20 protein-coding genes are annotated in these 24,384 nt (G+C 64.7%); 5 read left to right on the top strand and 15 right to left on the bottom strand.

Features of this window, described 5'->3' with window-relative positions:
* Positions 1-3 precede the first annotated feature (3 nt).
* Complete coding sequence (gene mftM / locus CH266_RS17240; protein WP_094715819.1) at positions 4-831, top strand: mycofactocin oligosaccharide methyltransferase MftM; 828 nt, start codon at positions 4-6, stop codon at positions 829-831.
* A gap of 314 nt (positions 832-1,145) precedes the next feature.
* Here mftM and CH266_RS17235 read toward each other — a convergent pair whose 3' ends face one another.
* Complete coding sequence (locus CH266_RS17235; RefSeq protein WP_094715818.1) at positions 1,146-2,396, bottom strand: molybdopterin molybdotransferase MoeA; 1,251 nt, start codon at positions 2,394-2,396, stop codon at positions 1,146-1,148.
* On the bottom strand, positions 2,393-3,451 hold the full coding sequence (gene moaA / locus CH266_RS17230; RefSeq protein WP_094715817.1) for a GTP 3',8-cyclase MoaA: 1,059 nt from the start codon (positions 3,449-3,451) through the stop codon (positions 2,393-2,395). The genes CH266_RS17235 and moaA overlap by 4 nt, the downstream gene beginning before the upstream one ends.
* Before the next feature lie 217 nt (positions 3,452-3,668).
* Between moaA and CH266_RS17225 the strand changes: the two genes are divergently transcribed.
* The gene (locus tag CH266_RS17225; protein WP_094715816.1) at positions 3,669-4,721 is read left to right on the top strand and encodes a helix-turn-helix domain-containing protein; all 1,053 of its coding nucleotides are present in this window, start codon (positions 3,669-3,671) and stop codon (positions 4,719-4,721) included.
* A 24-nt stretch (positions 4,722-4,745) separates the two neighbouring features.
* Here CH266_RS17225 and CH266_RS17220 read toward each other — a convergent pair whose 3' ends face one another.
* From CH266_RS17220 to CH266_RS17165, 12 genes are all read right to left on the bottom strand, one after another.
* Positions 4,746-5,735 carry an NAD(P)/FAD-dependent oxidoreductase gene (locus tag CH266_RS17220; RefSeq protein ID WP_094715815.1) on the bottom strand — a complete coding sequence of 330 codons (990 nt, stop codon included), beginning with the start codon at positions 5,733-5,735 and terminating at the stop codon, positions 4,746-4,748.
* Entirely contained in the window at positions 5,732-6,046 is a 315-nt protein-coding gene (fdxA, locus tag CH266_RS17215; RefSeq protein ID WP_027496268.1) for a ferredoxin, read from the bottom strand. The genes CH266_RS17220 and fdxA overlap by 4 nt, the downstream gene beginning before the upstream one ends.
* Positions 6,047-6,083: 37 nt before the next feature.
* A complete protein-coding gene (locus tag CH266_RS17210; RefSeq protein ID WP_094715814.1) occupies positions 6,084-8,264 on the bottom strand; it encodes a molybdopterin-containing oxidoreductase family protein in 2,181 nt (726 codons plus the stop codon).
* A 119-nt stretch (positions 8,265-8,383) separates the two neighbouring features.
* A complete protein-coding gene (locus CH266_RS17205) occupies positions 8,384-9,064 on the bottom strand; it encodes a MadR family response regulator transcription factor (protein ID WP_094715813.1) in 681 nt (226 codons plus the stop codon).
* On the bottom strand, positions 9,061-10,413 hold the full coding sequence (locus tag CH266_RS17200; protein ID WP_094715812.1) for a MadS family sensor histidine kinase: 1,353 nt from the start codon (positions 10,411-10,413) through the stop codon (positions 9,061-9,063). The genes CH266_RS17205 and CH266_RS17200 overlap by 4 nt, the downstream gene beginning before the upstream one ends.
* The gene (locus tag CH266_RS17195; RefSeq protein ID WP_027496264.1) at positions 10,410-11,597 is read right to left on the bottom strand and encodes an iron-containing alcohol dehydrogenase; all 1,188 of its coding nucleotides are present in this window, start codon (positions 11,595-11,597) and stop codon (positions 10,410-10,412) included. The genes CH266_RS17200 and CH266_RS17195 overlap by 4 nt, the downstream gene beginning before the upstream one ends.
* A gap of 187 nt (positions 11,598-11,784) precedes the next feature.
* On the bottom strand, positions 11,785-13,302 hold the full coding sequence (madC, locus tag CH266_RS17190) for a MadC family VWA domain-containing protein (protein WP_094715811.1): 1,518 nt from the start codon (positions 13,300-13,302) through the stop codon (positions 11,785-11,787).
* Entirely contained in the window at positions 13,299-14,336 is a 1,038-nt protein-coding gene (locus tag CH266_RS17185; RefSeq protein WP_057474214.1) for a MadB family AAA-type ATPase, read from the bottom strand. The genes madC and CH266_RS17185 overlap by 4 nt, the downstream gene beginning before the upstream one ends.
* Positions 14,337-14,419: 83 nt before the next feature.
* A complete protein-coding gene (mdo, locus tag CH266_RS17180; RefSeq protein WP_094715857.1) occupies positions 14,420-15,691 on the bottom strand; it encodes an NDMA-dependent methanol dehydrogenase in 1,272 nt (423 codons plus the stop codon).
* Between the two features lie 198 nt (positions 15,692-15,889).
* Positions 15,890-17,122, bottom strand: coding sequence for an MFS transporter (locus CH266_RS17175; RefSeq protein WP_094715810.1), 1,233 nt, complete (start codon positions 17,120-17,122; stop codon positions 15,890-15,892).
* Between the two features lie 84 nt (positions 17,123-17,206).
* Complete coding sequence (locus CH266_RS17170; RefSeq protein WP_094715809.1) at positions 17,207-17,977, bottom strand: glutamate racemase; 771 nt, start codon at positions 17,975-17,977, stop codon at positions 17,207-17,209.
* Entirely contained in the window at positions 17,974-19,146 is a 1,173-nt protein-coding gene (locus tag CH266_RS17165) for a cystathionine gamma-synthase (protein ID WP_032365667.1), read from the bottom strand. Before CH266_RS17165 ends, CH266_RS17170 begins: the two co-directional genes overlap by 4 nt.
* An 81-nt stretch (positions 19,147-19,227) precedes the next feature.
* On the opposite strand from CH266_RS17165, the gene CH266_RS17160 reads away from it, so the two are divergent.
* Complete coding sequence (locus tag CH266_RS17160; RefSeq protein WP_094715808.1) at positions 19,228-20,400, top strand: acyl-CoA dehydrogenase family protein; 1,173 nt, start codon at positions 19,228-19,230, stop codon at positions 20,398-20,400.
* 60 nt (positions 20,401-20,460) lie between these two features.
* Here CH266_RS17160 and CH266_RS17155 read toward each other — a convergent pair whose 3' ends face one another.
* Positions 20,461-21,846, bottom strand: coding sequence for a cystathionine beta-synthase (locus tag CH266_RS17155; RefSeq protein WP_027496256.1), 1,386 nt, complete (start codon positions 21,844-21,846; stop codon positions 20,461-20,463).
* Positions 21,847-21,941: 95 nt separating this feature from the next.
* Between CH266_RS17155 and CH266_RS17150 the strand changes: the two genes are divergently transcribed.
* Both CH266_RS17150 and CH266_RS17145 read left to right on the top strand, forming a co-directional pair.
* Positions 21,942-22,955, top strand: coding sequence for an SGNH/GDSL hydrolase family protein (locus tag CH266_RS17150; protein WP_032371083.1), 1,014 nt, complete (start codon positions 21,942-21,944; stop codon positions 22,953-22,955).
* A 72-nt stretch (positions 22,956-23,027) separates the two neighbouring features.
* Positions 23,028-24,248 (top strand): acetyl-CoA C-acetyltransferase, encoded by a 1,221-nt coding sequence (locus CH266_RS17145; RefSeq protein ID WP_094666249.1) that lies wholly within the window; start codon positions 23,028-23,030, stop codon positions 24,246-24,248.
* Positions 24,249-24,384: the final 136 nt, after the last annotated feature.

Raw genomic sequence — 24,384 nt, 5'->3', positions numbered from 1 at the left:
TACATGACCGAGATCGATGCATTGGCACCCGGACCCGACGGGGTCTGGGCTCATGAGAACGTCGTCGTCCGGCACACTCCCGGGCTCCGATTCGACGCCATCCGTGCAGGATCGACGGTGCAGGTCAACCACTGCCTCGCTGCGGGTGAGATCGGCGAAGGCCTCGTGCCGCTCATCACCGAACAGGCGCGCCACATCGGGCTATCTCAACGCGAGTTCGAGCACGTGCTGGTCGGCATCGTGCGCACCACTATCGCCGATCCGGTCGAGGCATGGACGACGTACTACCGAAACTCGTTGGATGATCTCCTCTCCGGTCGAGCAGAGTTCGCTCCTGTGCACGAGCGTGCCGCCGCGTCGGTCCGCGGTTCGGTACTCGATCTGGGTTCGTGCTTCGGCTTCTTCCCGTTGCGGCTGGCAATGCAGGGTTGTTCGGTCACCGCGACCGACCAGTCAGCGGGAACCATGGATTTGCTCGCGACTGTCGCTCCGCACCTCGGCGCGAGACTGGACACGGCAGTGTTCGATGCAGCCCGAATCCCGTTCGACGACAACAGTGTCGATACTGTGACAGCTCTGCACCTGCTCGAACACGTCGATGCCGAGACGGGCTCTGCCATCGTCGCGGAGGCACTCCGGGTGGCGCGCTGCCGCGTCGTCATCGCGGTACCGTTCGAGACCGAGACCACTGTCTGCCACGGACACATCCGCACGTTCGACGAGACGGCGCTGGCCGAGCTGGGACTCTCGACAGGGAGGCCCTTCGAGACCTCCACCTACCACGGCGGTTGGCTCGTGATCGACAAGACGACGGCACCACAACTCGTCTGAACAGTCTCGATACTCCAGGCATGGGATCCGCAGGCGTACTGGAACGGTGGTGCTGTGTCGGCTTCCTCGTCGCTCGGTTCTGGTTCGGGTGTCGGGTCGTCGGGTGGGTCAGGGTAGTCGATGATGCCGGATCGTCTGGGTTGGGTGGGGATGTGTGGCCGGCGGTTTTGACGCTGTGGTGGTATTCGCAAAGGCATTGGAAGTTGTTGACGGTGGTCCAGCCGCCGAGTGGATTGGCGTGGTCGAACGGGATCACGTGGTCGATTTGGCAGCGTGCCGCGGGTCGGTGGCAGCCGGGGAAGCGGCAGTGGCGGTCATACGTACCGGCCCTGTCTCGATGCCGTACGTGAATCGAAGGTCCACGCGGGATATTGCCCTGTTGCCTGTGGGAGTGAGTCGCATGGGGGAACGACGACCATTCCGTTCGCGGCTGCCAATGCTCTCATCGAATGTGACTGCGTGACCTTGGCATCCGCGCCGTCGATGAATCCCAACAGAACCCGAGGTGTGCTCGACGCCGAGGTCACGTCGCCGCGGACCCGCACAGTTCTCACCGTTCGCTCCGCCGCCGGATCCTGCAGAGCGGATGCCACGACCGGCCGGACGAACAGTTCGTACGAGATCAGCGCACTCACCGGATTCCCGGGCAGGCAGATGATCGGTATTTCATCGAATCGTCCGCAGCCCTGCGGTTTTCCCGGCCTGACCGCAACGGAGGCGAAGGTGACGTCGCGATCCGCCAGCGCAAGCCGGACGACTTCCTCGGTTCCTGCGCTGATTCCGCCGGTCGTGACGATGACGTCGGCTACCGCAGCGCAGCGGGCAAGGGCCGCTCTGCACGCCTCCACATCGTCGGATACCGCCGATTCGAGGTGCACATCGGCACCACACCGCAGCAGATCGGCTGCGATCATCGGAGAGTTGGCGTCGAAACACTCGCCGAGCGTCGGAGTTTCTTCAGCACAGCGGATTTCGGATCCGGTGGACAACACAGCCACGGTCAATGTCGAACCGGTCCTGACATGCGTTCGTCCGAGTGCCGCAAGCAGTCCGACCTGAGCGGGAGTCAGCACCGCACCGGCCCTGATGGCCACGTCACCGGCATCGAAATCCGAAGCACGACGGCGGATGTTGCTCTTGGAACCACTCGAACAGATGGTCACCGTATCGAAACCGAACGACGTCACAAATCCGCTGGTCTGTTCGACCGGCACCACCAGATCGGCCCCTCGCGGAGGTATTGCACCGGTCATGATCTGTACACATTCACCCGGTGCCACGCTCAGCTCGGTACTCGACCGTCCGGCGACGCTCCGCGCCGAGACGGTCAGTGTGGCCGGCAGTCGTCGGGAACCGATCACATCGGTACGGCGCACAGCGAACCCGTCGACTGCAGAATTGTCGAACGCCGGCAGAACGCGCTCGGCAACGACATCCTCGGCGAGAACTGCGCCGACCGCAGATCCGATGGGTACCGCCCGAACTTGGGCTGCCAAGCCGAGATCTGCTATCGCACAACGGTGTTCGTCGACCGAACGGGTAGCCGAGTTTACGGTCCGCCTCATCCGCCGATGTAGGACATCTCGATCCGCTCGCCGGCCGGGGTGTCCCCCGATCCCGCTCGCAGTTCGGAGTATCGATCGTCACGGCTGTTCCAGAGCGCCGACAACCGCGCCACGAGAGCATCCTGCGATGCCCCCGAACGCAGCAGTGCGCGCAGATCGGTTCCCGCTGAGGCGAACAGGCACGTGTACACCTGCCCGTCCGCCGACAGCCTGGCCCGAGTACAGCTGCCGCAGAAAGGTTTCGACACCGAGCCGATCACCCCGATTTCTCCGCTCCCGTCGCGATACCGATAGCGCGTCGCGACCTCGCCGTCGTACATCGACTCGATCCGCTCGAGCGGATGGGCTGCCCCGATGATGTCGACAATGGAGTCGACGTCCGTCACCTGCGCCATTTCCCACCGGTTCGTCGCCCCGACATCCATGTACTCGATGAACCGCACGACGATACCGGTCCCTCGGAACCGTTCGGCCAGGTCGAGAATCGAATCACCGTTCACGCCCCGTCGCACCACCACATTCACCTTGACGGGTGACATCCCGGCGCACACTGCCGCGTCGATACCGTCGAGCACGGTCCGGACGGGTACGCGCGTGTCGCTCATCCGCGCGAACGTCGTCGGGTCGATCGAATCCAAGCTGACGGTAACGCGTTTCAGACCGGCCGCGTACAACGATGCGGCCTGGGCTGCGAGCAACGACCCGTTCGTGGTCATCGCAAGATCGACGCCGTCGATGGCGCTCAATCGTTCGACCAGCGTGGCGATTCCGGCCCGCAGCAACGGTTCACCACCCGTCAGACGGATCTTTCGGATGCCGATCGTCGCCGCGGCCCGCGCCACTCTGTCGATCTCGTCGAAGGACAGCAGCCTGCCGGTGTCGAGGAATCGGTGATCGGCACCGAACTCGGCTCGAGGCATGCAGTAGACACAGCGGAAGTTGCACCGGTCGGTGACCGAGATACGGAGATCCCGAAGTGCCCGTCCCCGAGCGTCCACCGTCCCCGAATCGAGGTTGATCGGATGGCTGCGCACTGCTCGAACGGGATCACCCACGGAGTAGTCCTTTCACTCGGTCGAACACCAGAATCGCGGACGGCAGTGCCTCACACTTGACCGCGCGCGCCCGGTAGTTGACGTGCAGTGACCAGCGCACGACCCTGCCTCACGACTTTCCGGCAAAGTTACGAACAGTGAATCAACCGGAAACATTGCGGGTTAATCTCGAAGAAAGCTCCTGCATCGCCGTGAGCGTCTACGACAAGGGGTCCCCATGCTGTCTCGATCCGGATTCTCCATTCCGACTCGAACGACCAGCCGCGGCGACTGGTCCGACATGTTGAACGAACACTTCGTCGCCCTGGACGTGGCCGACGTGGCGGACAGCCGATTCACCGGAGCCGTCCGATCGATGTCTCTCGCGCACCTGCAGGTGTCGACTGTCCGATCGACGACTCAACGCATCGCGCGAACCGACTCGCTCATCGAGAAGGACCGAATCGAATACGTTCAGATCGGGATGATCCGTCGAGGCCGCGCGATCGTGGTGCAGGACGGACGCGAATGCGTGCTCTCACGCGGCGACTTCGCCATCTACGACACGTCTCGTCCCTTCGACTGGATCATCGACGGTCACCCCGACGACGATCAATGGGAGCTCGAAGTATTCACCTGGCCCCGTCACATGCTGCGACTCGACGAGCGTGAATCCAGCGACCTGACGGCCATGGCGTTCGACGGCTCGGCCGGTTTCAGCGGCCTCCTCAGCCGATTTCTGCACGACCTGGGGTCGACCCGGTCGACGCTGGGTACCGCAGGCGCACAGGCCATCGCAGACGAGGTCGGAGATCTGGTCAGCGTCATCGCGAGGAACACCACCACCAGCCCGGCGCTGGATTCCCCCGGCACCGCCCTGGTTCGTACGGCGCAACGCTATATCGAGGAACACCTCGCAGACCCAGATCTGTCGCCCAGCACGGTCGCGTCGGCCATGCTCGTCTCCACCCGACAACTGCACCGTCTGTTCGCGGCCAGTGGCACCACGGTGGCGCGCAGCATTCGGGTCAAACGGCTCGAGCGCTGCCGACGCGAGATCATCGCCAGCGTCGCGGTGAACCGCTCGCTCGGCCAGATCAGTCGGCGATGGGGTTTCGCGGACTCCGCGGTGTTCAGCCGCGCCTTTCGCGAGCAGTACGGGATGAGCCCGCGTCAGTACCGCGCGGCCGCGTGCGCGCAGTCCGACGACCCGCGAGCGGTCACTCGCCCGATGTGGCCGAGCGACCGTGAGCAGCCCGAGGTCGGCACTGCTCACGGTCCTCGTCGGTGAAACTGAGCTCCTACGGGTCTCTCGTCAGTGGAGCGAGTCACTCGAGTGGCCGGGCACGATCGCTGCCGAACCGTCGACCAGCGGGGCGATGTGATTCACCGCTGTCGCGGCCTCGGCGAACCCGACTGCGATCAACTTGACCTTGTCTTCGTGTCCGGCGACGTCGCCCGCCGCGAAGACTCGCCTTCGGCTGGTGCGCATCGTCCGTCCGACGGCGATATCGCGCTGGTACTTGTCCAGTCCCCACGTGGCGATGGGGCCGAGTGCGGCCTTGAACCCCAGTGCGGCAACAACACTCGATACCTCGAGCTGTCGACGGTCGACTCCGGTGCCGTCGACGATCGTCACCGATTCGACGGAGTCCACGCCTATGATTTCCTCCACCTCGAACGGCGTGAGGACATCGACACCGGACCGCTCCAGCAAACCGAGGCTGTGAGCGTGGGCCCGAAAGTCGTTGCGCCGGTGCACCAGTACCACCGATTTCGCGATCGGCTCCAGGCTCAACGCCCAGTCGACTGCCGAGTCTCCGCCGCCGACGATCATCACCCGTTCGCCGGCGAGATCATCGAGTTTGGGCACGAAATACCGCAGGCCACGGTCGTGGAACTCGGCTCCGGCCGGCAATGGCCTCGGCGTGAACTTACCGATACCTGCGGCCACGAGAACGGCCTTGCCGACGACGGTCTCGCCCTTGTCCGTCGTGACCCGCACGAAGTTCTCGGATTCCTCGAGTTCGGTCGCCACGTGCCCCATGAGGTACGTCGGCTTCGCCTGATCCGCCTGTTCGACCAATGCGTCGACCAGATGTTGCGCCTTGATCGCCGGAAAACCGGCGACATCGAATATCTTCTTCTCGGGGTACAGGGCCGCCAATTGCCCGCCCGGATGGGGCAGAGCGTCGATCACGGTGACCGTCATGCCCCGGAAACCCGCGTAGTACGCACCGTACAGCCCGGCAGGTCCGGCACCGACGATGATCAGATCACTCTCGGAAACCGTTGCGGCAGTCACTTCTTCGCTACTTCGTCGATCGAGGGATGGTCGTGCCCAACCGGGCCGAGATCTTCCGCGCCACCGGAAGCATCTGCGTCCTCACAGAATTCGACGGCGATATCGACGAATTGCTTCTGTTCCTCCGGGATCTTGTGCTCCCAGAAGATGGCGTCGTTGGGACAGGCGGGCATGCACTTGCCGCAGTCGACGCACTCGTCGGGATTGATGTACATCATCCGAGCGCCCTCGTAGATGCAGTCGACGGGGCACTCCTCGGTGCATGCCTTGTCGAGCAGGTCGATGCACGCTTCGGTCACGACGTAGGCCATATCGAAATCCTCTTGTTCGTAGTAGGAGAAAGAGTTGTCAGGCGTCGAGCGCCGCGACCTCGACGAGGGTGTCGGAGAACGTCGGAGCGTTCCCGAGGTCCGCGAACACCGTCGGATTGAGCGAGGCCGGAGTCGACAGCGACAGCATGTTCTTGCGCCATGCACCCATCGCACAGACGGTGACACCCTGCATGACCGACTTGTCGAGTTTGGCAACGACGGTGAATTCGCCGCGATCGTTGAAGACCCGCACCACGTCACCCGAAGCGATTCCCCGCCGTTCGCCGTCGACAGGGTTGATCAGCAACGTCGGCTCCTTCTGCACTTTGCGGTGCATGTCGAGATTCCCGAAGCTCGAATTCAGGTACGCGTGTGACTTGGGCGTGAGCAGATTGAGTGGATACTTCTCTGCCAGTCCCGGATTGGTCCTCGACGACTCGCGCGGCGGGATGTAGTGCGGGAGCGGATCCACCGGTTGTCCCGGCTGGTGATCGTTCGATCCCTGCCGGAAGAGCGGCAGCACGAAGTTGCCGCCCGCCGCCGCCGAGGACAGAAACTCCGTTTTGCCGGACGGCGTCCGGAAATTGCCCTCTGCGTGCGGTGCGTACTCGTCGGGACCGGGAAGGTTGAGTCGCTGCCACCCGAGCTTCTTGAGCGAGTCGATCGTGATGCCCTCCATTGCCGGGGCATTCCAGTCGTAGGAGAGGGCGAGGAGTTCCTCATCGGTTCGTGAGAACACCGGTTCGGTGAAGCCCATCGCGGCGGCCAATCGGCGAAACATCTCGGTATTGGGGACGCCCTCCCCGAGGGGCTCGATCGACCGGTTGTTGTACGTGACGAACAGGTGTCCCCAGGAGAAGTTGATGTCGTCCTGTTCGAGCTGTGTCGTGGCGGGCAGAATGATATCGGCGTAATCCGCTGTGTCGGTGATGAAGTGATCACTGACGACGGTGAACAGATCCTCCCGGCTGAGCCCGTCGATCATGCGCTTCTGATCGGGACACACCACCACCGGATTCGAGTTGTACACCATCAATCCCTTGAGGGGCGTATCCAAATTCAACCCGCCGGTCAGCACCTCACCCAGCTGATACAGATTGATGACGCGTGTACCCGGAGTCTGCAGATCCGTCTGCAGAAACTCGGGCCAGTTCACCGGAAACGCCCACAGCGGCAGCTGCAGGATGCCGCCGCCGGGCTTACGCCAGGCCCCCACCAACGACGGTAGACAGGAGATGGCTCGGACGCTCTGCCCGCCACCTGCGCTGCGCTCGATGGCGACGCCGATCCGAATGACGGAGGGCTGACTCTGTGCGTATTCCCTTGCCAGCGTGTAGATGTCTTCGACGGGAATGCCCGTCTCCTCGGAAGCCCATTGCGGGGTGTACTGCTGCACCCGCTCGGCCAGTTCGTCGAAACCGATGGTGAAGCGTTCGATGTAGTCCGCGTCGGTCAATCCCTCGTCGATGATCACATGCATCATCGCCAGGGCGAGAGCGCCGTCGGTGCCCGGACGAATGGGGATGTACCAGCTCGCGGCCTTGGCGGTTCTGGTCTTGATCGGATCGATCACCACCACCTTGGCCCCGCGTTTCTTCGCCTCGGCTATGTACGGCCACAGGTGCAGGTTGGTGCTCATGGTGTTCGCCGCCCAGATCAGAATGAACTTGGAGTGGACGAAACTTTCGGGGTCGACGCCTGCCGTGTCGCCCACCGTCATCGCGTAGGCCGTGCACGAGCCGGCATCGCAGTAGGTGCGCTCGGCAACCGTCGCCCCGAGTCGGTTGAAGAATGCATCCCCGACGTTGAGACCCTGCGTGATTCCCTGGGTGCCGAGGTAGTTACACGGCATGATCGCCTCGGGGCCGAATTCCTCGGCGATGGAGGTGAATTTCTCGGCAATGGTGGCCACGGCCTCGTCCCACGAGATCCGCTCGAACCGTCCCGAGCCCTTGGGCCCGGATCGCTTGAGCGGGTACAGCACTCGGTCCGGGCTGTAGACCTTGTCGAGATAGTTGTCCACCTTCACGCAGAGGCCACCGTTGGTGTACGGGTTGGTCTTGCTCCCGCTGACGCTCGTCGCCACCCCGTCCTCGACGGTCACGACCATCGAGCACGAATCCGGGCAATCCTGCGCACACGCTCCGAGAACGGTGAGTTCCGTCGGGCGGTCGGCCGGGGCGTCGTGTGAGCGCGTATCTTCCTGAACAGTCGTCATGGGTACTCCTCGGCGTGGATATCACTGGTGTGTGTTATCCGTAGCCTGCACCGCGACGACTCCCCCGACAGGACGCCGAGCGCCGTCTACTTTGCACTCTGTGCCCGAAGGCTCACCGCTCAGATCAATCCCTGTTTACTCGCGGCATAGACGGCCTCGGCACGGCGGGACACCGCGAGTTTGCGCATGATGTTGCTGACGTGAAACTTCACCGTCGTCGCCGAGATGAACAAGCGCGTTCCGATCATGTTGTTGGACAGACCCGTTGCCAGTAGCCGGAGCACTTCGAGTTCACGCTCGGTCAGCCGCTCGATGCTGCTCGGTGTGCCGTTCAGTGAACGAACGACGGCCGACGCGCTCCGGGAATCGAACGCACTCTCACCGCGCGACACCGCGCGGATCGCGCGAACCAACTCGGTGGTGTCGACGTCCTTGACCACATATCCCCGGGCACCGGCATGCACGGCCTCCACCACCAGACGGTCGTCGAGGAACGTCGTCAGGACGAGCAGACCGATTCCGTTGTGCGCCTTGGACAACTGCGCACACAGGGCGAGACCCTCGTAATCGGAGCTGGCAGAGAGCTTGAGGTCCATCAGCACGATGTCGGGTGTGACCCGAGCGACGACGGCCAACCCCTCCTCTCGGGTCGACGCCTCCCCCACGATCGTCAGATCCGATTCACGCTCGAGTACCGAACGCAACCCGTCGCGCAGGATCGCGTGGTCGTCGACCAGGACGATCCGAACTCTGGGCAGCGCCGCCTGAGGCGAACCGTCTCGTACCGCTGTGACGCTCATGCTGTGCCCTTCGTGGATTTCGGGTCGAGCGGTATACGCACTGCCACTCGCACGCCCCCGGTGCGGGCACGGCGGATCTCGAAGACCCCGCCGTGTTCGCGGGCGCGCGCCGCCATGTTCGCCAGCCCGCGGTGGCGGCCGTCGACGTCGGTGGATTCGGCCATGTGCAGCATCATGCGCAAGTGCGCCGGATCGCCGTCACCGTCATCGGCAATCGACAGCTGTACCTGATCGAGCGAATAGCTCAATCGAAGAATGGCCCGGGATGCATGTCCGTGCACTGCAGTGTTGAACAACGCCTCTCCGGCGATGCGGAGCAAAGCATGCTCGCATTCGCTGCTCAACTCGACGGGAGTTCCCTCCACCCGCAGCGAGACCTGCAACTCGTCGGGCATGTGGACCACCGAAAGCTGTTCGAGCATTTCGGGAAGCGACGTTCGGTCGGCGTCCTGAGGGTGATTGAGCGCGTAGATCGCCGACCGCAGCTGATCCACTGCCCGACGCGTCAGATCCTTGGCCAGATCCAGCCTGTCACTGCGCTCGTCGGCCGAGATGTCGCTGCGACAGACCTCGATCTGCATACCGGCCGACAACACAGCCTGGGTCACGCTGTCGTGCAGTTCGCGCGCGATGCGATGCCGTTCGTCGTCGAGCACCTGATGCCGATGCGCGGCACCCAATTGTCTTTGCGTCAGCAGGAGTTCGGCATTGCGGGCGGCGAGGTCGGCCGCTGTTCGATTCGCCTCGGCGTAGGCACTCTCGGTGCGCTCGAGGAGTTGTCTTCGGCTCTGGAACAGAGCCGAATTCTGCAGGGCCACCGCAGTTTGGCTGGCCAGGATGCTGAGCACCGCGGCGTCGGTGGCGTCCAGCACACGTTGCTCGCCGGTCCATGCGGCAAAAGCGCCCACGACACCCCCGTCGTATGCGATCGGCACGAAAGCGTGATGGGCGGAGATCACCGGGGTCAGCCCGTCGCCGCACGTCGACTGTCGGATCGACTCGAGGCAGTCGACGACGTCGTCCGGCAACGGTGGCCCTTCGACGTTGTCGACCAGAAACGGTGTGGCGTCGGGTCCGAGTACCAATCTGCGAGGACCGGCGTCGGGGAACGCCCCGTCGGCGAGAGCGAACACGACCCAACGCGCACTCAGATGGGCTCGTGCCGCCTCGGCCACAGCGCACACCAGCGTTTCCGGACCGTCGACCGTGCGCACCAGCGCTCGCGAGATCAGTTCCAGCGCATAGACGACGCGTTCCAAACGTTCTGCCGCGCCGCGATACTGGGGGTAGAACGTGTTCTTGCCCGAACGCAGTCCCGTCAGCAACGAGAGGTCGGGTCCGGTTGTCACAGTGCGGTCCTGAACAGATCGACCATCTCGCGGTGCGTGGCCGAGCGCGGGTTGGTGGACATGCAGGCATCGCGTAATGCGTTGGTGGCCAACACATCGAGATCGGACTCGCTGACGCCGATCTCGGCCAGGCCGGCGGGAACACCGACCTGACGAGCGAGGCGGTCCACTCGATCGGCCACGGCCATGGCGGCCTCCTCCGGCCTGGCCCTGCCCTCGGGGAGCCCGAGACTCGTCGCGATGGCCACGTACGGCAACGGATCCTCGGCAGCGTTGAAACGAATGACGTGTGGCAGCAGCACGCCGTTGATCACGCCGTGCGGGAGATCGAGCAGCCCGCCCACCTGGTGGCTCATCGCGTGCGTTGCACCGAGTATCGCGTTCGTGAATGCCAGGCCGGCTTCCAGACTCGCCTGCGCCATCGACCCCCGTGCAACCATGTCGGTCGGCTCGTCGATGGTGCGAGCCAACTGTGACATCACCATGGTGATGGCTCGGAGAGCATGATGGTCGGTGAGCTGATTGTGACCCAGCGACACGAATGCCTCGATTCCGTGCGTCAGCGCATCCAAACCTGTTGCGGCGTTGAGCCATTCGGGCATCGTGGTCAGCAACATCGGGTCGATCACCGTGATGTCCGGTACCAGGGCTCGGCCGAGAATGGTGATCTTCGTCGAGCGTGCGGTATCGGTGACGATGCAGAACTGCGAGACGTCGGCTCCGGTGCCGGATGTCGTGGGCACCATCACCAGAGGCGGGATCGGCCGGGTGGCCCGATCCACCCCCTCGTAGTCGAGGATTCGACCGCCGTTGCCGGCGAGGACGGCAATCCCCTTCGCCGCATCCATCACCGACCCTCCGCCAATCGCCACCAACACGTCGCAGCCGAAGTCCGCGTAGTAACCGTGGCCGGCCTCGATTTCGACGTCCTTGGGATTGGGCGTCAGTGCGCTCCAGACCTGGGGCTCCAGCCCCTGCGCAAGAAGGAGGTCGACGAGCTGCCCGGCCCAGCCACTCTCGATCAAGCCGGCGTCCGTGACGAGCATCGGCCGTACCCCACCGAGACGACGCGTCGCATGCGCGACCTCTCCGAGCGAATCCGGACCGAACACGATCTCGGGCGCATGGAACTTGAGGACACGTGGCGTCTCGGCTCGGCTGCGCCGAGTATCGAGATCGTGCAGCGCCTTGCCGACGTTCGCAGTAGCTGCCTGGTCCACCGTTCACACCCTCGCTGTCCTTCGATCCGAACACGATCCGGACCTGTGATTCAGGTTACAACCTTACGAGCGCAGACGGTCCGTTCCCACCAGCACCGGGCCAGGTTCCTACCTACCCGATCGGGCAGGTACGTGGTGTGATGGGTCGGGGTCAGGACAGCGCATGCCCCAGATCGGCGGCGTGCGCCGTCAACTGTTCCCCGTCTCGCGCCACGACCACCTGGTCGCAGAATTGTTCGTACTCCTCCATCGAGCACGCGGCCTGCGCCCAGTAGCGACGAGCTTCGGGAGTGATCCAGGCGATGCGGTGCACCTTGGAGCGAATCTTCTCCAACGCATCGAGTCCGGGCGGCCGTCCGTTGCACCGACCGTCCCCCACGATGATCACCGCGGTGCGCTTGTTCAACACCTCCCCGTGCGAGTCCAGCAGGTCCGCGAAGGTCTTGCCGTAATCGCTGCTCGCTTCGAGGTCCAGTCGCGCATCCGCGAGTACGGCAGCCAGAGCACCGTCGCCCGTGCTCCCGAGCAAGGTGGTCGTCACGTCCACCGGAGAATCGACGAAGCCCATCACAGTGCAGCGGTGCGCACGCGAGTGCATCGCCTGGGCAAGTCTGAGCGTGAATGCGGTGATCGGGCGAACGGACAACGAGACGTCCGCCATCACCAACAATCGAACCTTGTCCGGAACCGGTGTCCTGGTGACCAACCGAAACGGAATGCCGTCCGTGCGCAGGCTCGACCGAACCGTGCGACGCATGTCCAGCGGGCCCCGAGAGTGTTCGCGAGGCCGCGGCCGAGGAGTCCCGCGCATGTGCCGCAACACTTCGTGACTTGCGCGCTCGATCTCGGCATGGCTGTCGATCCCCCGCCCTGCGCCGTCGACCGGCACCGGTGACGACATCGTCCCGGTCAACTCACCCAGAGCTGCGACGAAGGCTTCGACGGCATCGGTGATCCTGTCCAACATCGCCGCGCTCAGCGGCCCGGAATCTCCGCCATCGCCGTACACGCTACTGGGATCGTAGGCATCGAACCATGCCAGGATGCTTGCCGGATCCTCCCAGTTCAGTTGCCCTGCAACCGCTCCGCTCGTGCTCGACGCCAACTCCCCTGCCGCCGTCGAACCGGAACTCTCCAGATCGACGGTGTAGGTCACGCCCCGTCGACCCATGTCGCCATCGGTATCGATGGACAGATCGTGATCCTCCGACGACAGACTGATGTCGTCGTCGTCCTTGTGCGGATTGAAGCCCTTGTCGGCCTCGGGGGCGTCGAGCAAATCTCCGATCTCGACGGCACGCTCGTTGTATTCGGCGTACTTCGCCGCCTCCTGGTCGGCTCCCACGTCGAGATCGGTCGGGAGGCCGCCCGCCACCTGCGCGCCGACCGGCGAAGTGTGTTCGTGGACAACAGTGTTCGAGCCGACTGCGAACAGCGCGTCGAACGCGAGATCGAATCCCTGCTGTTCGTGATCGTACTTCGCGCACGTGGCGCGTAACGCCGCGCGCAGAACCGTCAGGTCACGTGCCCCCAGGAGCCCGAGCACGCGTCGGACTTCGATGACCTCGGCCGGCGACGCCGCCACTCCGAACCGCCGCAGCGTCCGGCCGAACACTGCCGACAGCACGTCGAGTACCACCGACGGAGCGAACGGCTCGACCGCAGTCATCGTCGAATCCCGATGCCGCCCTTGTCTCGTCCACCATGACCCCGGAACGCCGTCGCGGTCGTGTTGACGACGGCTCCGAGAGATGGTGCTGCAGAGGCTGTCTCCGTCGCCGGGCCTGCCATCGCGATCTTCATGTCCGAGGAGTATTTGACCAGCGCGGCGAGCAGATACTTGCGGGTGCCCTCCGTGTGGCCGAGGACCGACGCGATACGAGCCGCGTCGATGACCTCCGAGATCGATGGGCTCTTGCGCAGCGGCAGCGTCCGCAGTTCGGTTGCCAGCGCCACGATGTCGGCTGCGACCCGATCGGGTACCTCCGGAGCGCGGGCGGTGACGATCTCCCGTTCCCGTTCGGCAGAGGGGTAGTCGAGATGAAAGTGCAGGCAGCGGCGTTTGAGGGCGGAGGACAGCTCGCGAGTGTCGTTGGAGGTCAGAATGACCCACGGATCACTTCGTGCGGTGAAGGTGCCCACCTCGGGAATGGTCACCTGCTTCTCGGCGAGCACCTCGAGCAGCAGCGCCTCCATGGATTCCTCGGTGCGGTCGACCTCGTCGACGAGAAGAACCACCGGCTCCTCGGACAGGATCGATTCCAGCAGCGGACGCACCGACAGGAACGGCTCGGAATACAGGCCGAAGTCCTTGGCGGCAAGCATTTTCGAGGCGTCGTCGATGTCGGTGACATGCTGCGTCAGCGCACCGATGTGTTCACGCAGCATCTGCACGTGCAGAAGTTGTTTGGCGTAATCCCACTCGTACAGGGCTCGGTTGTCGTCGAGGCCCTCGTAGCACTGCAGGCGCACCAGCTTGCGGCCGCTCGCCGCAGCAAGCGATTTGGCGAGCTCTGTCTTTCCCACACCCGCCGGCCCTTCGAGCAGCAGCGGGCGATCGAGCGCTGTCGCCAGATGCACCACGGTGGCGAGGTCGTCGTCGGCAATGTAGTCCTGCTCGGCGAGCGCCCTCCGCAGATCGGCAGCGTCGGTGAATCGAACGGTGTCGGTGTCGTCGCTACGCACTGTCGACAGCGAGGTCATGTGTTTCCCTTCGAAGAGCGGCTGCGCCGCATGTGAGCGGAACTTCGTACCCTGCTACGAAGTTCCGCTCACATGGGTGGCGGTTAGTACGACTCGTTGATCGCGTGCGAGACGACCGGAATCATCGACTCGACGGTGACCTCGCGGGGGTTACCCGGGGTGCACCAGTCTTCCTGGATGTGCTCGGAGATCTTGAGTACCGACTTCTCGTCACCCTTGATCACGTCGCCCTTACCGGCGTACTTGCCGGTGTTCATCCGGTTCTTGTCGTACGTCGCGGAACGGATCGACCCGAAGTTGTCGGGAATGCCGACGTCCTTCGCGAGCCGGATGGCGGCTTCGACTGCCGCGTCGGCCGCCTGGACGGTGGTCATGTTCTTCGTGTCGACGCCCATGGCCACGGCGATCTCCGCATAGCGCTCGTAGCGCGAAGGCAGGTTGTACTCCCACACGCGCGGCAGAGCGATGGCGTTGTTGAGGCCGTGAGCACTGTCGTAGAACGCACTGATCGCGTGGGAAATCGAGTGGATGACACCGAGTCCGCCGGAGTTGAACGCCTGCGTGGCAATGTACTGGGCGTTCATCATGCCCTCGCGAGCCTTCAGGTTGCCCGGGTCGTAGACGGCCTCGCGAAGGTGCTTGGACACCAGGCCGATCGAGTAGATCGCGTTGCCCAGCGACGGCGCGAAATCGAGACGCGACACGTACGGCTCGGCACCGTGTGCCAGAACGTCGAAGCCACAGAACGCGGTCCATTGCTGGGGGCAGGTGTAGTAGAGCAGCGGATCGTCCAGTGCCAGAGTCGGTGTCGACGCCTCGTCGAAGGCGAGCCACTTGTGCGGCTTCTCCATGTCCGAGGTGTCGGTGATGACGTACGCCCAGGACGTCTCGGAACCCGTTCCGGCGGTGGTCGATACGGCGATATGCGGTGGGTTCTGCTTGTTCGTGGACTTGGAGAATCCCTCGAACTCGTTGATGTTGCGGCCGTCGTGGGCAACGACGACGCGGATGCCCTTGGCCGCGTCGTGGCTGGAGCCGCCACCGACGGAGATGACGCTGTCGCACTTCTCCTTCTGGTAGAGCGCGGCACCGTCCATGACGTTGTAGTCCTTGTGGTTCGACTCGACCTTGTCGTAGAGAACCACCTCGACGCCCTGGTATTCGATCTTGCCGATCAGTTCCTCGATGATCCCGGATCCGCGCAGTCCGGTGGTGACGAGCAGGGCACGCTTGAATCCGAGTTCCTTCGCCTCGACGCCGATCATGTCGTGAGCGCCGACCCCCAGCTTGGCGCGGGGCAGCGGGTGAAACTCCTTGATGGGGAATTCCCAGATCTGATTGAGCTCGATTGCCATCGGTGTCTCCTCGGTGAGTGTGGTCAGGAAACGCCGGGGGTGTGTGATCGGCGTCTCACTGATGACCACCATGGCCGCACCGAGAGGAGATCGGAACACCTGCAGGGCAGAACCGTTCCAACACCGCTGCCGGACTATCCGAATGGGCAGTACGTGGTGCCCGTCCTCGGGAGGGGAGATCGAGGAGTGACTGCTGCGCTATCGATTTCGTCGCTGCACAACCGAGAACCCGACGACCGAGATCAATGCAAGAGCTATGACGAACGCCCCGTACACCTCGACCGTGGTGCTCAATCCGAGCCGGTGCACAGCGAGACCGGCGATCACCGCAGGCAGGCTGAAGGCGAGGTAGCTGATGACGAATGTCGTGGCGAACACGCCACCTCGCTCCGCAGCGGGAACCAACGAACCGAGTGTGCGCATCGCACCGAGAAACGTTGCTCCCCAGCCCGATCCTGCGACGACAGCGCCGACGAAATACAGCGCGACCGAGCCGATTTCGACCGACACCAAGGTCAGCGCGACACCGCTTGCGAGCACCGACGCGCCGATCATCATCACCGTGCGAGGAAGCCCGTTGCGCACGACGACAGCTGCTACCGAGCCCGAGGCGAACAGCGAGAAGATCTCCAGGCCGCCCACGATGTGGTTGTCGATTGCGAAGACGGTGCCGATGATCGACGGGCCCAGCGAGAGGTGGAACCCGCCGAGCGACCAGGTCGCGAACAGGGCAGGAGCAATGACCACGAACGGTGCCCGCACCGACTTCGGCAGCGAGGCTCGCGGCAGCAGGGTCGACGCCAGGTGACGTCGGGAATCGAAGCCGCGCATCGCAGACGTCTCCGGCACGAACAGCAGGGCCACTGCCAGTACTGCCGCGGCGGCGATCAGCAGGGCGAACACGAGAATTTCGGGTGCCGGCGCCAACTGCACCAACAACCCGGCCCCGATTGCGCCTGCCGCCAGACCGAAGGAGGGGGCGACGCTGTTGAGCAGCGGGCCGGTCGACACGGTGGGCTGCAGATCGATGATGGCCGCACTCATGGCCCCCGTCGCCGCGCCTGCGGCGATTCCCTGCACGACGCGAGCAGCGATCAATACCGGAACACTGTCGGCGACGATGAACAACACCAGACTGACGGTCAACAGCAGCAGTGACGCGACCAGGATCGGTTTGCGTCCGATGTGGTCCGACAGACTTCCCACCGTGAGCAGAGTCAGCAGCAGCGCCAGCGCATAGACGGCGAAAACGACCGTGAGGGTGATCGCGCTGAACCCCCACGACTGCTGGTACACCGGGTACAGCGGCGACGGTGCAGCCGAGGACGCCATGAGCACGATGAAGGCGACGCCGACCACCCAGAAGGCACACCGATGCGGAATCCGCGCCGCTGCTCTGCCCTGAACGTCCCGCGTGTCGACACCGACCATGTGCTCATTCCCTCCACTGCAACAACCGTTACCTCAGTGAAAGACAACGCACGAACCCACCGGGCATTCCCCGGCGGCGCGGAACTACCGGGCCCGCGCACCGTCGAGTAGCACCGTCGCCTCGCGGTAACGATGTGCACTCTCCGGCAGTACGCCTTCGATGCCGCTCAGCCACACCGAGACCGATCCGGTGCCGGCCCGCGCCGAACCGACCTCGTCCGCGCGTCGCACAGTCTGATTGGCCACGGCCGCCGCGCTGTCGAACATCGTCACACCGTTCGGTAAACGCGAGACGATGTCGTCCAGCACCAACGGGTAGTGGGTGCACCCCAACACGATGGACTCGACGTCGTCGGGTGTGGCCGCCACCGCAGCGTCGATGGCCGCACGTATTCCGGTCGAGTCTCCGCGATCGATCGAATCGGCCAGGCCGTGGCAGGCCACGCTGGTCACCGTCCGACGAGAGGCGAATTCGTCGACCAACCGGGCCTGGTACGCACTTGCCGTCGTGGCCGCCGTCGCCCAGATCGCGATCCGATCGCTGACCGCCGCTGCGGGTTTGATCGCCGGGACCGTCCCCACCACGGGGATCGCATCACCGAGCGCAGCCCGCACCTGGCTCAACGCCGTCACACTGGCCGTGTTGCACGGCAGCACCACGACGTCGGCACCGAGTTCGACGGCATGCCGAGCGGTACCGACCACCCGCTCGACCACCCACGCATCCGGCTTCGGACCCCACGGAGCGTTGTCGGGATCCATCATCAGCACCAGATCGAGCTCGGGACGCGACTCACGCAGGCGAGCAGCCGTCGGGAGCATTCCCAACCCCGAGTCGATCAGTGCGACGATCATGCCAGTGCTTGCTCGACGTCGCCCACCAGATCGGCACCGTCCTCGATACCGACGGACAGACGCACCAGGTCGTCCGGGACCTCGAGCAGCGAACCGGCAGTCGACGCGTGCGTCATCGCACCGGGGTGCTCGATGAGCGACTCGACGCCGCCCAAAGACTCTGCGAGAGTGAAGATCTCGGTCTTCGCGCAGAAATCGAGAGCGGCCTGCTTGCCGCCGGCCAGCCGCACGGAGACCATGCCGCCGAACCGTCGCATCTGCTTCGCGGCCACCGCGTGAGACGGGTGCGACTCGAGGCCGGGGTAGATGACCTGCGAGATGGCCGGGTGCCCGTCGAGGAATTCGACGATCTTCTCCGCGTTGTCGCTGTGCCGTTCCATCCGCAACGCGAGGGTCTTGATGCCGCGCAAGGTCAGGAATGCGTCGAACGGTCCGGGAACGCCCCCGGCACCGTTCTGCAGGAATGCGAACGCGGTATCGAGTTCTTCGCTGTCGGTCACCAGAGCGCCGCCGACGACGTCGGAGTGACCACCGATGTACTTGGTCGTCGAGTGCAGCACCACGTCGGCACCGAGGGACAACGGCTGCTGCAGGTAGGGAGACGCGAACGTGTTGTCGACGACCAGCTTGGCCCCGCCCTCGTGCGCGACGCCCGCGAGCGCCTCGATGTCACCGACGTTGAGCAACGGGTTGGTGGGCGTCTCGACCCACACCAGCTTGGTGTTCGGACGCATCGCGGCGCGGACCTCGTCGACGTTCGAGACCGCGGCCACGGAGTACTCGATGCCCCACTGGGTGAAGACCTTGTCGATCAATCGGTACGTGCCGCCGTAGGCGTCGTTGGGAATGACGAGGTGGTCACCGGGACGCAGCGCCGACCGCAGCATGCAGTCGGTAGCGGCCATGCCCGACGAGAAAGCGCGACCGTAGGTACCGGATTCGATGGCTGCGAGGTTGGCCTCGAGCGGCCGACGCGTCGGGTTGCCGGTGCGCGCGTACTCGAATCCGCTACGCATTCCGCCGACCCCGTCTTGCGCGAAGGTGGAGCTGGCGTAGATCGGCACGTTGACCGCGCCGGTCAGTGGATCGGGCTCGTAACCCGCGTGGACCGCCTTCGTGGAAAAGCCCTGCCAGGAGGTGTTGTCTGCCTTGCTGCGCTGCTCACTCATGGCCTCCACACTAATCGGCCTGCGTCGCCCGGCAGGGGCGTGGGTAACCTGCGAAGACAACCCCCAGCGGAAAGAGGCACCGTGGCCAACTCCCAGAGCGTCGACGAACTGTTCGCGATCGATTCCCTCCTCGACGACGAAGAACGTCAGATCCGGGACACAGTCCGCAAGTTCGGCAACGAACGCATCCGACCCCACATCGCCGACTGGTTCGACGAGGGCACCGTTCCCGCGCGTGAACTTGCCAAGGAGCTGGGCTCGCTCGGCCTGCTCGGCATGCACCTCGAGGGCTACGGCTGCGCCGGAACATCGGCGACGGCGTACGGGCTGGCCTGCCTCGAACTCGAAGCCATCGATTCCGGCATCCGCTCATTGGTCTCGGTGCAGGGCTCGCTGGCGATGTTCGCGATCTGGAAGTACGGGTCCGAGGAACAGAAGCAGCAGTGGCTGCCGGGGATGGCCGAGGGTTCGCTCATCGGCTGCTTCGGTCTCACCGAGGCCGACTTCGGGTCCAACCCCGGCGGCATGCTCACCCGCGCCAAGCGCGACGGCGACGACTGGGTTCTCAACGGCAGCAAGATGTGGATCACGAACGGTCCGGTCGCCGACGTCGCCGTCGTGTGGGCTCAAACCGACGACAAGGTCAGGGGTTTCGTCGTCCCCACGGACACCCCCGGATTCACCGCGAACACGGTGAAGAAGAAGCTGTCTCTGCGCGCGTCGATCACCGGCGAGCTGGTGTTCGACGACGTCCGACTCCCGGCCGACGCGATGCTGCCCGAGGCCCGCGGCCTGAGCGGACCGTTGAGCTGCCTCAACGAAGCCCGTTTCGGCATCGTGTTCGGAGCGATGGGCGCGGCGCGGGACTGCATCGAATCGGCCGTCGAGTACTCCAAGACCCGCGCGGTGTTCGACAAGCCGCTGGCCGGATACCAGCTCACCCAGGCCAAGCTCGCGAACATGGCGCTCGAACTCGGCAAGGGTCAACTGCTCGCGCTGCACCTGGGCCGGCTCAAGGACAAGGGCGAGCTACCGGGCGAGCGAGTGTCGCTCGGCAAGCTCAACAATGTGCGTGAGGCCATCAAGATCGCACGCGAATGCCGAACCATTCTGGCCGCCAACGGAATCACGTTGGAATACCCCGCACTTCGGCATGCCAACAACCTCGAATCCGTCCTCACCTACGAGGGCACATCCGAGGTCCATCAACTCGTGATCGGGCAGGCGCTGACGGGCTCCAGCGCTTTCCGATAAGGCGGCTGCGCCGCTTGTGAGCGGAACCTCGTAGCCTGCTACGAAGTTCCACTCACATGCCTAGGCACCCTTACTGAGGAATCCGAGCAGATCGTGGCGGGTGATGACGCCGACGGGCTTGCCCTCTTCGACGACCATCAGCGCATCGGACTCCCCGAGGGCCTTGGTGGCGTCGGAGACGGTTTCGCCGGCACCGATCAGCGGGAACGGCTCACTCATGTGCTTGGCGACCGGGTCGGCCAACGCTGCGCGACCCTCGAACACGGCGCTGAGCAGATCGCGCTCGGTGACGCTGCCGGCGACCTCGCCTGCCATGACGGGCGGCTCGGCTCCGACGACGGGCATCTGCGAGACGCCGTACTCGCGCAGGATCTCGATGGCGTCGCGCACGGTCTCGGACGGGTGGGTGTGCACCAGATCGGGCAGAGCGCCGGACTTGCCACGCAGCACTGCGCCGACCGAGGTCTCCTCGGTGGTGCCGTCCAAGCGCGAACGCAGGAATCCGTACGACGACATCCACGAGTCGTTGAAGATCTTCGCCAGGTAGCCGCGGCCACCGTCGGGCAGCAGGACGACGACCAACGCGTCGGGGCCTTCGCGCTCGGCAACCTGAATGGCCGCGACAGCAGCCATGCCGCACGAGCCGCCGACCAGCAGGCCTTCCTCGCGAGCGAGGCGACGAGTCATGTCGAACGAGTCGTTGTCGGACACGGCAATGATCTCGTCCGGGATGGACGGGTCGTAGGCGGTCGGCCAGAAGTCCTCACCGACACCCTCGACCAAGTACGGACGTCCCGTGCCACCGGAGTACACCGATCCCTCGGGGTCGACGCCGATGACCTTGACCTTGCCGCCGGAGACCTCCTTGAGGTACTTGCCGGTGCCGGAGATGGTGCCGCCGGTGCCGACGCCTGCGACGAAGTGCGTGATCTTGCCGTCGGTGTCGGCCCAGATCTCGGGCCCGGTGGTCTCGTAGTGGCTGGCCGGGCCGGCCGGGTTGGCGTACTGGTTCGGCTTCCACGCTCCCTCGATCTCGCGGACGAGTCGGTCGGAGACGCTGTAGTAGCTGTTGGGGTCTTCGGGCGCGACGGCTGTGGGGCAGACGACGACCTCGGCACCGTAGGCACGCAGCACGTTGCGCTTGTCCTCACCGACCTTGTCGGGGCACACGAACACACACTTGTAGCCACGCTGCTGAGCGACGAGCGCGAGGCCGACGCCGGTGTTACCGGACGTGGGCTCGACGATGGTGCCGCCGGGCTTCAACTCGCCCGAGGCCTCGGCTGCGTCGATCATCTTGACGGCGATGCGGTCCTTCGACGAACCACCCGGGTTGAGGTACTCGATCTTGGCTGCGACCGTGCCGGCGCCGTCGCCGATGACGGAGGACAACTTCACCAACGGGGTGTTGCCGATGAGTTCGGTGATGTGCTGTGCGATGCGCATTGCTCCATCTTCCCAGATGCAGGTATCGGACTCACGGCCACGGCTGTCGACACCCGCATACGATGGTGAGGGGGCACGACGAGAGGGATCGATCTGTGACGGCGAGCGGATGGCGTACCGCCGCGAAAGCGAGCGCCGCGACGGTACTTGCAGGCTCAGGAGCAGGGACTGCGTCCTGGGCCGCGTATCGACATCTGATGGGGCAGGCCGCCGCGGCTCGCGGTGTCATCGGACGCAACATTGCCAAGCCACCCGAGGCCGACGGGGTCTACACCGCCGGCTGCGCAGCACCTGAGCGGTGGCGCATGGGAAGTTCAGCAGATATTCATCTGATGATCTTCGGCGACTCCACCGCGGCAGGCGTGGGTTGCACTGTGGCCGACGAGGTCCCGGGTGTCCTGCTCGCCCGCGGGTTGGCCGAGGAAACCGGTCAACGAATTCGCTTGAGCACCAAAGCAATTGCCGGTGCCACGTCCAAGGGACTCGAAGGTCAGGTCGACGCCATGTTCGTCGCGGGCCCGCCGCCCGACGCCGCGGTGATCTTCATCGGCGCGAACGACGTCACGAAGAAGTTCTCCATTCCGGCGTCAGCGGCCAGGCTGGGCGATGCAGTCGAACGATTGACGGCCAAGGGCTGCGTCGTCGCGGTGGGAACGTGCCCCGATCTCGGTGTCGTGACGGCCATTCCGCAACCGCTGCGTACCGTCGTCCGAAATTGGGGTCGGCGGTTGGCCCATGCCCAGACGGCCAGGACTCTCGGCGCCGGCGGGCATCCGGTTGCCCTGGCGGATCTGCTGGCACCGGAGTTTCTGGCCGCCCCCGACACGATGTTCTCGGCGGACCGCTTCCACCCGTCCGCTGCGGGGTACGAGCTGGCCGCGCAACAGATTCTGCCGGTGCTCGCCTCGGCCCTCGGCGTATGGCACGGCGGTCCACTGCCCGAACTGCCGACGGTGTCCGCCGCCGCCGAATCACGCAGAGCCATCCCCCGCGCCACCGCCGCAGTGGACCGCTTTCTCCGGCGTAGAACTGCCGAGCTCGACGCCGAGATCGACAGCGCGGCGGAGGATCTCCTACGTCGTGGAGATGGCCGTCAGGCAGGGTTGTAAGTTCGATCAGGAGACATCGCCTACTCGGCGGTAACAGAGCAGGTAAGCAGTATCGATATCGAAGGAGATCTCATGCCAGAGGCAGTCATCGTCGCCACCGCGCGCTCACCCATCGGCAGGGCAATGAAGGGGTCGCTCAAGGACATTCGTCCCGACGACCTCACCGCTCAGATGGTCGCCGCTGCGCTGGCCAAGGTGCCCTCGCTCGACCCGAAGGACATCGACGACCTGCTCCTTGGCTGCGGCCTGCCCGGCGGGATGCAGGGCAACAACCTCGCCCGCATCGTCGCGGTTCAGCTCGGCTACGACTCGCTCCCCGGAACGACGATCACGCGCTACTGTTCGTCCTCGCTGCAGACCACCCGGATGGCGCTGCACGCGATCAAGGCAGGCGAGGGTGACGTGTTCATCTCCGCTGGTGTCGAGAGCGTGTCCAGCTTCATCCACGGCAGCTCGGATTCGCTCCCGGAAAGCCACAACCCGATCTTCGCCGACGCCGAGGCCCGTACCAAGAAGGCACAGGAAGAGGGCGCGGACAGCTGGACCGATCCCCGCGAGAACGGCGAGCTGCCCGACGCGTACATCGCGATGGGCCAGACGGCCGAGAACGTCGCCCTGCTCACCGGCATCAGCCGTGAGGACCAGGACCGCTGGGGCGTCCGCAGCCAGAACCGCGCCGAAGAGGCCATCAACGCCGGCTTCTTCGAGCGGGAGATCACCCCGGTGACCCTGCCCGACGGCACCGTCGTCACCACCGACGACGGCCCTCGCGCCGGCACCACGTACGAGAAGATCAGCCAGCTCAAGCCGGTCTTCCGTCCGAACGGCACCATCACCGCCGGTAACGCGTGCCCGCTCAACGACGGCGCAGCAGCGCTCGTCATCATGAGCGACACCAAGGCCAAGGAGCTGGGCCTGACCCCGTTGGCTCGCATCGTGTCCACCGGCGTCACCGGCACGTCTCCCGAGATCATGGGCCTGGGGCCGATCGAGGCCACCCGTAAGGCGCTGAAGATCGCGGGCATGTCCATCTCCGACATCGACCTGTTCGAGATCAACGAGGCCTTCGCCGTGCAGGTCCTCGGCTCGGCACGCGACCTCGGCATCGAAGAGGACAAGCTCAACGTCTCCGGCGGTGCCATCGCGGTCGGCCACCCGTTCGGCATGACCGGTGCCCGCATCACCACGACTCTGCTGAACAACCTGACGACACAGGACAAGACGTTCGGTGTCGAGACCATGTGTGTCGGCGGCGGCATGGGCATGGCCATGGTGCTCGAACGCCTCAGCTGATCCCAGACGCACAACGGAAAAGCCCCGCCCTCCGAATGGCGGGTTCTAACGATCCCCGCAACACCCTCGATTTGAGGGAGTTGCGGGGATCGTGGCATGTGCTGGGTTGAAGGTGCGGTTTTTCGAGGCGTTGGAC

The organism is Rhodococcus sp. 06-1474-1B (assembly GCF_002258885.1).
GTDB classification, from domain to species: Bacteria; Actinomycetota; Actinomycetes; order Mycobacteriales; family Mycobacteriaceae; genus Rhodococcoides; species Rhodococcoides fascians.
The sequence above is the reverse complement of the archived record's forward strand: the minus strand, read 5'-3'. Positions and strand labels throughout refer to the sequence as shown.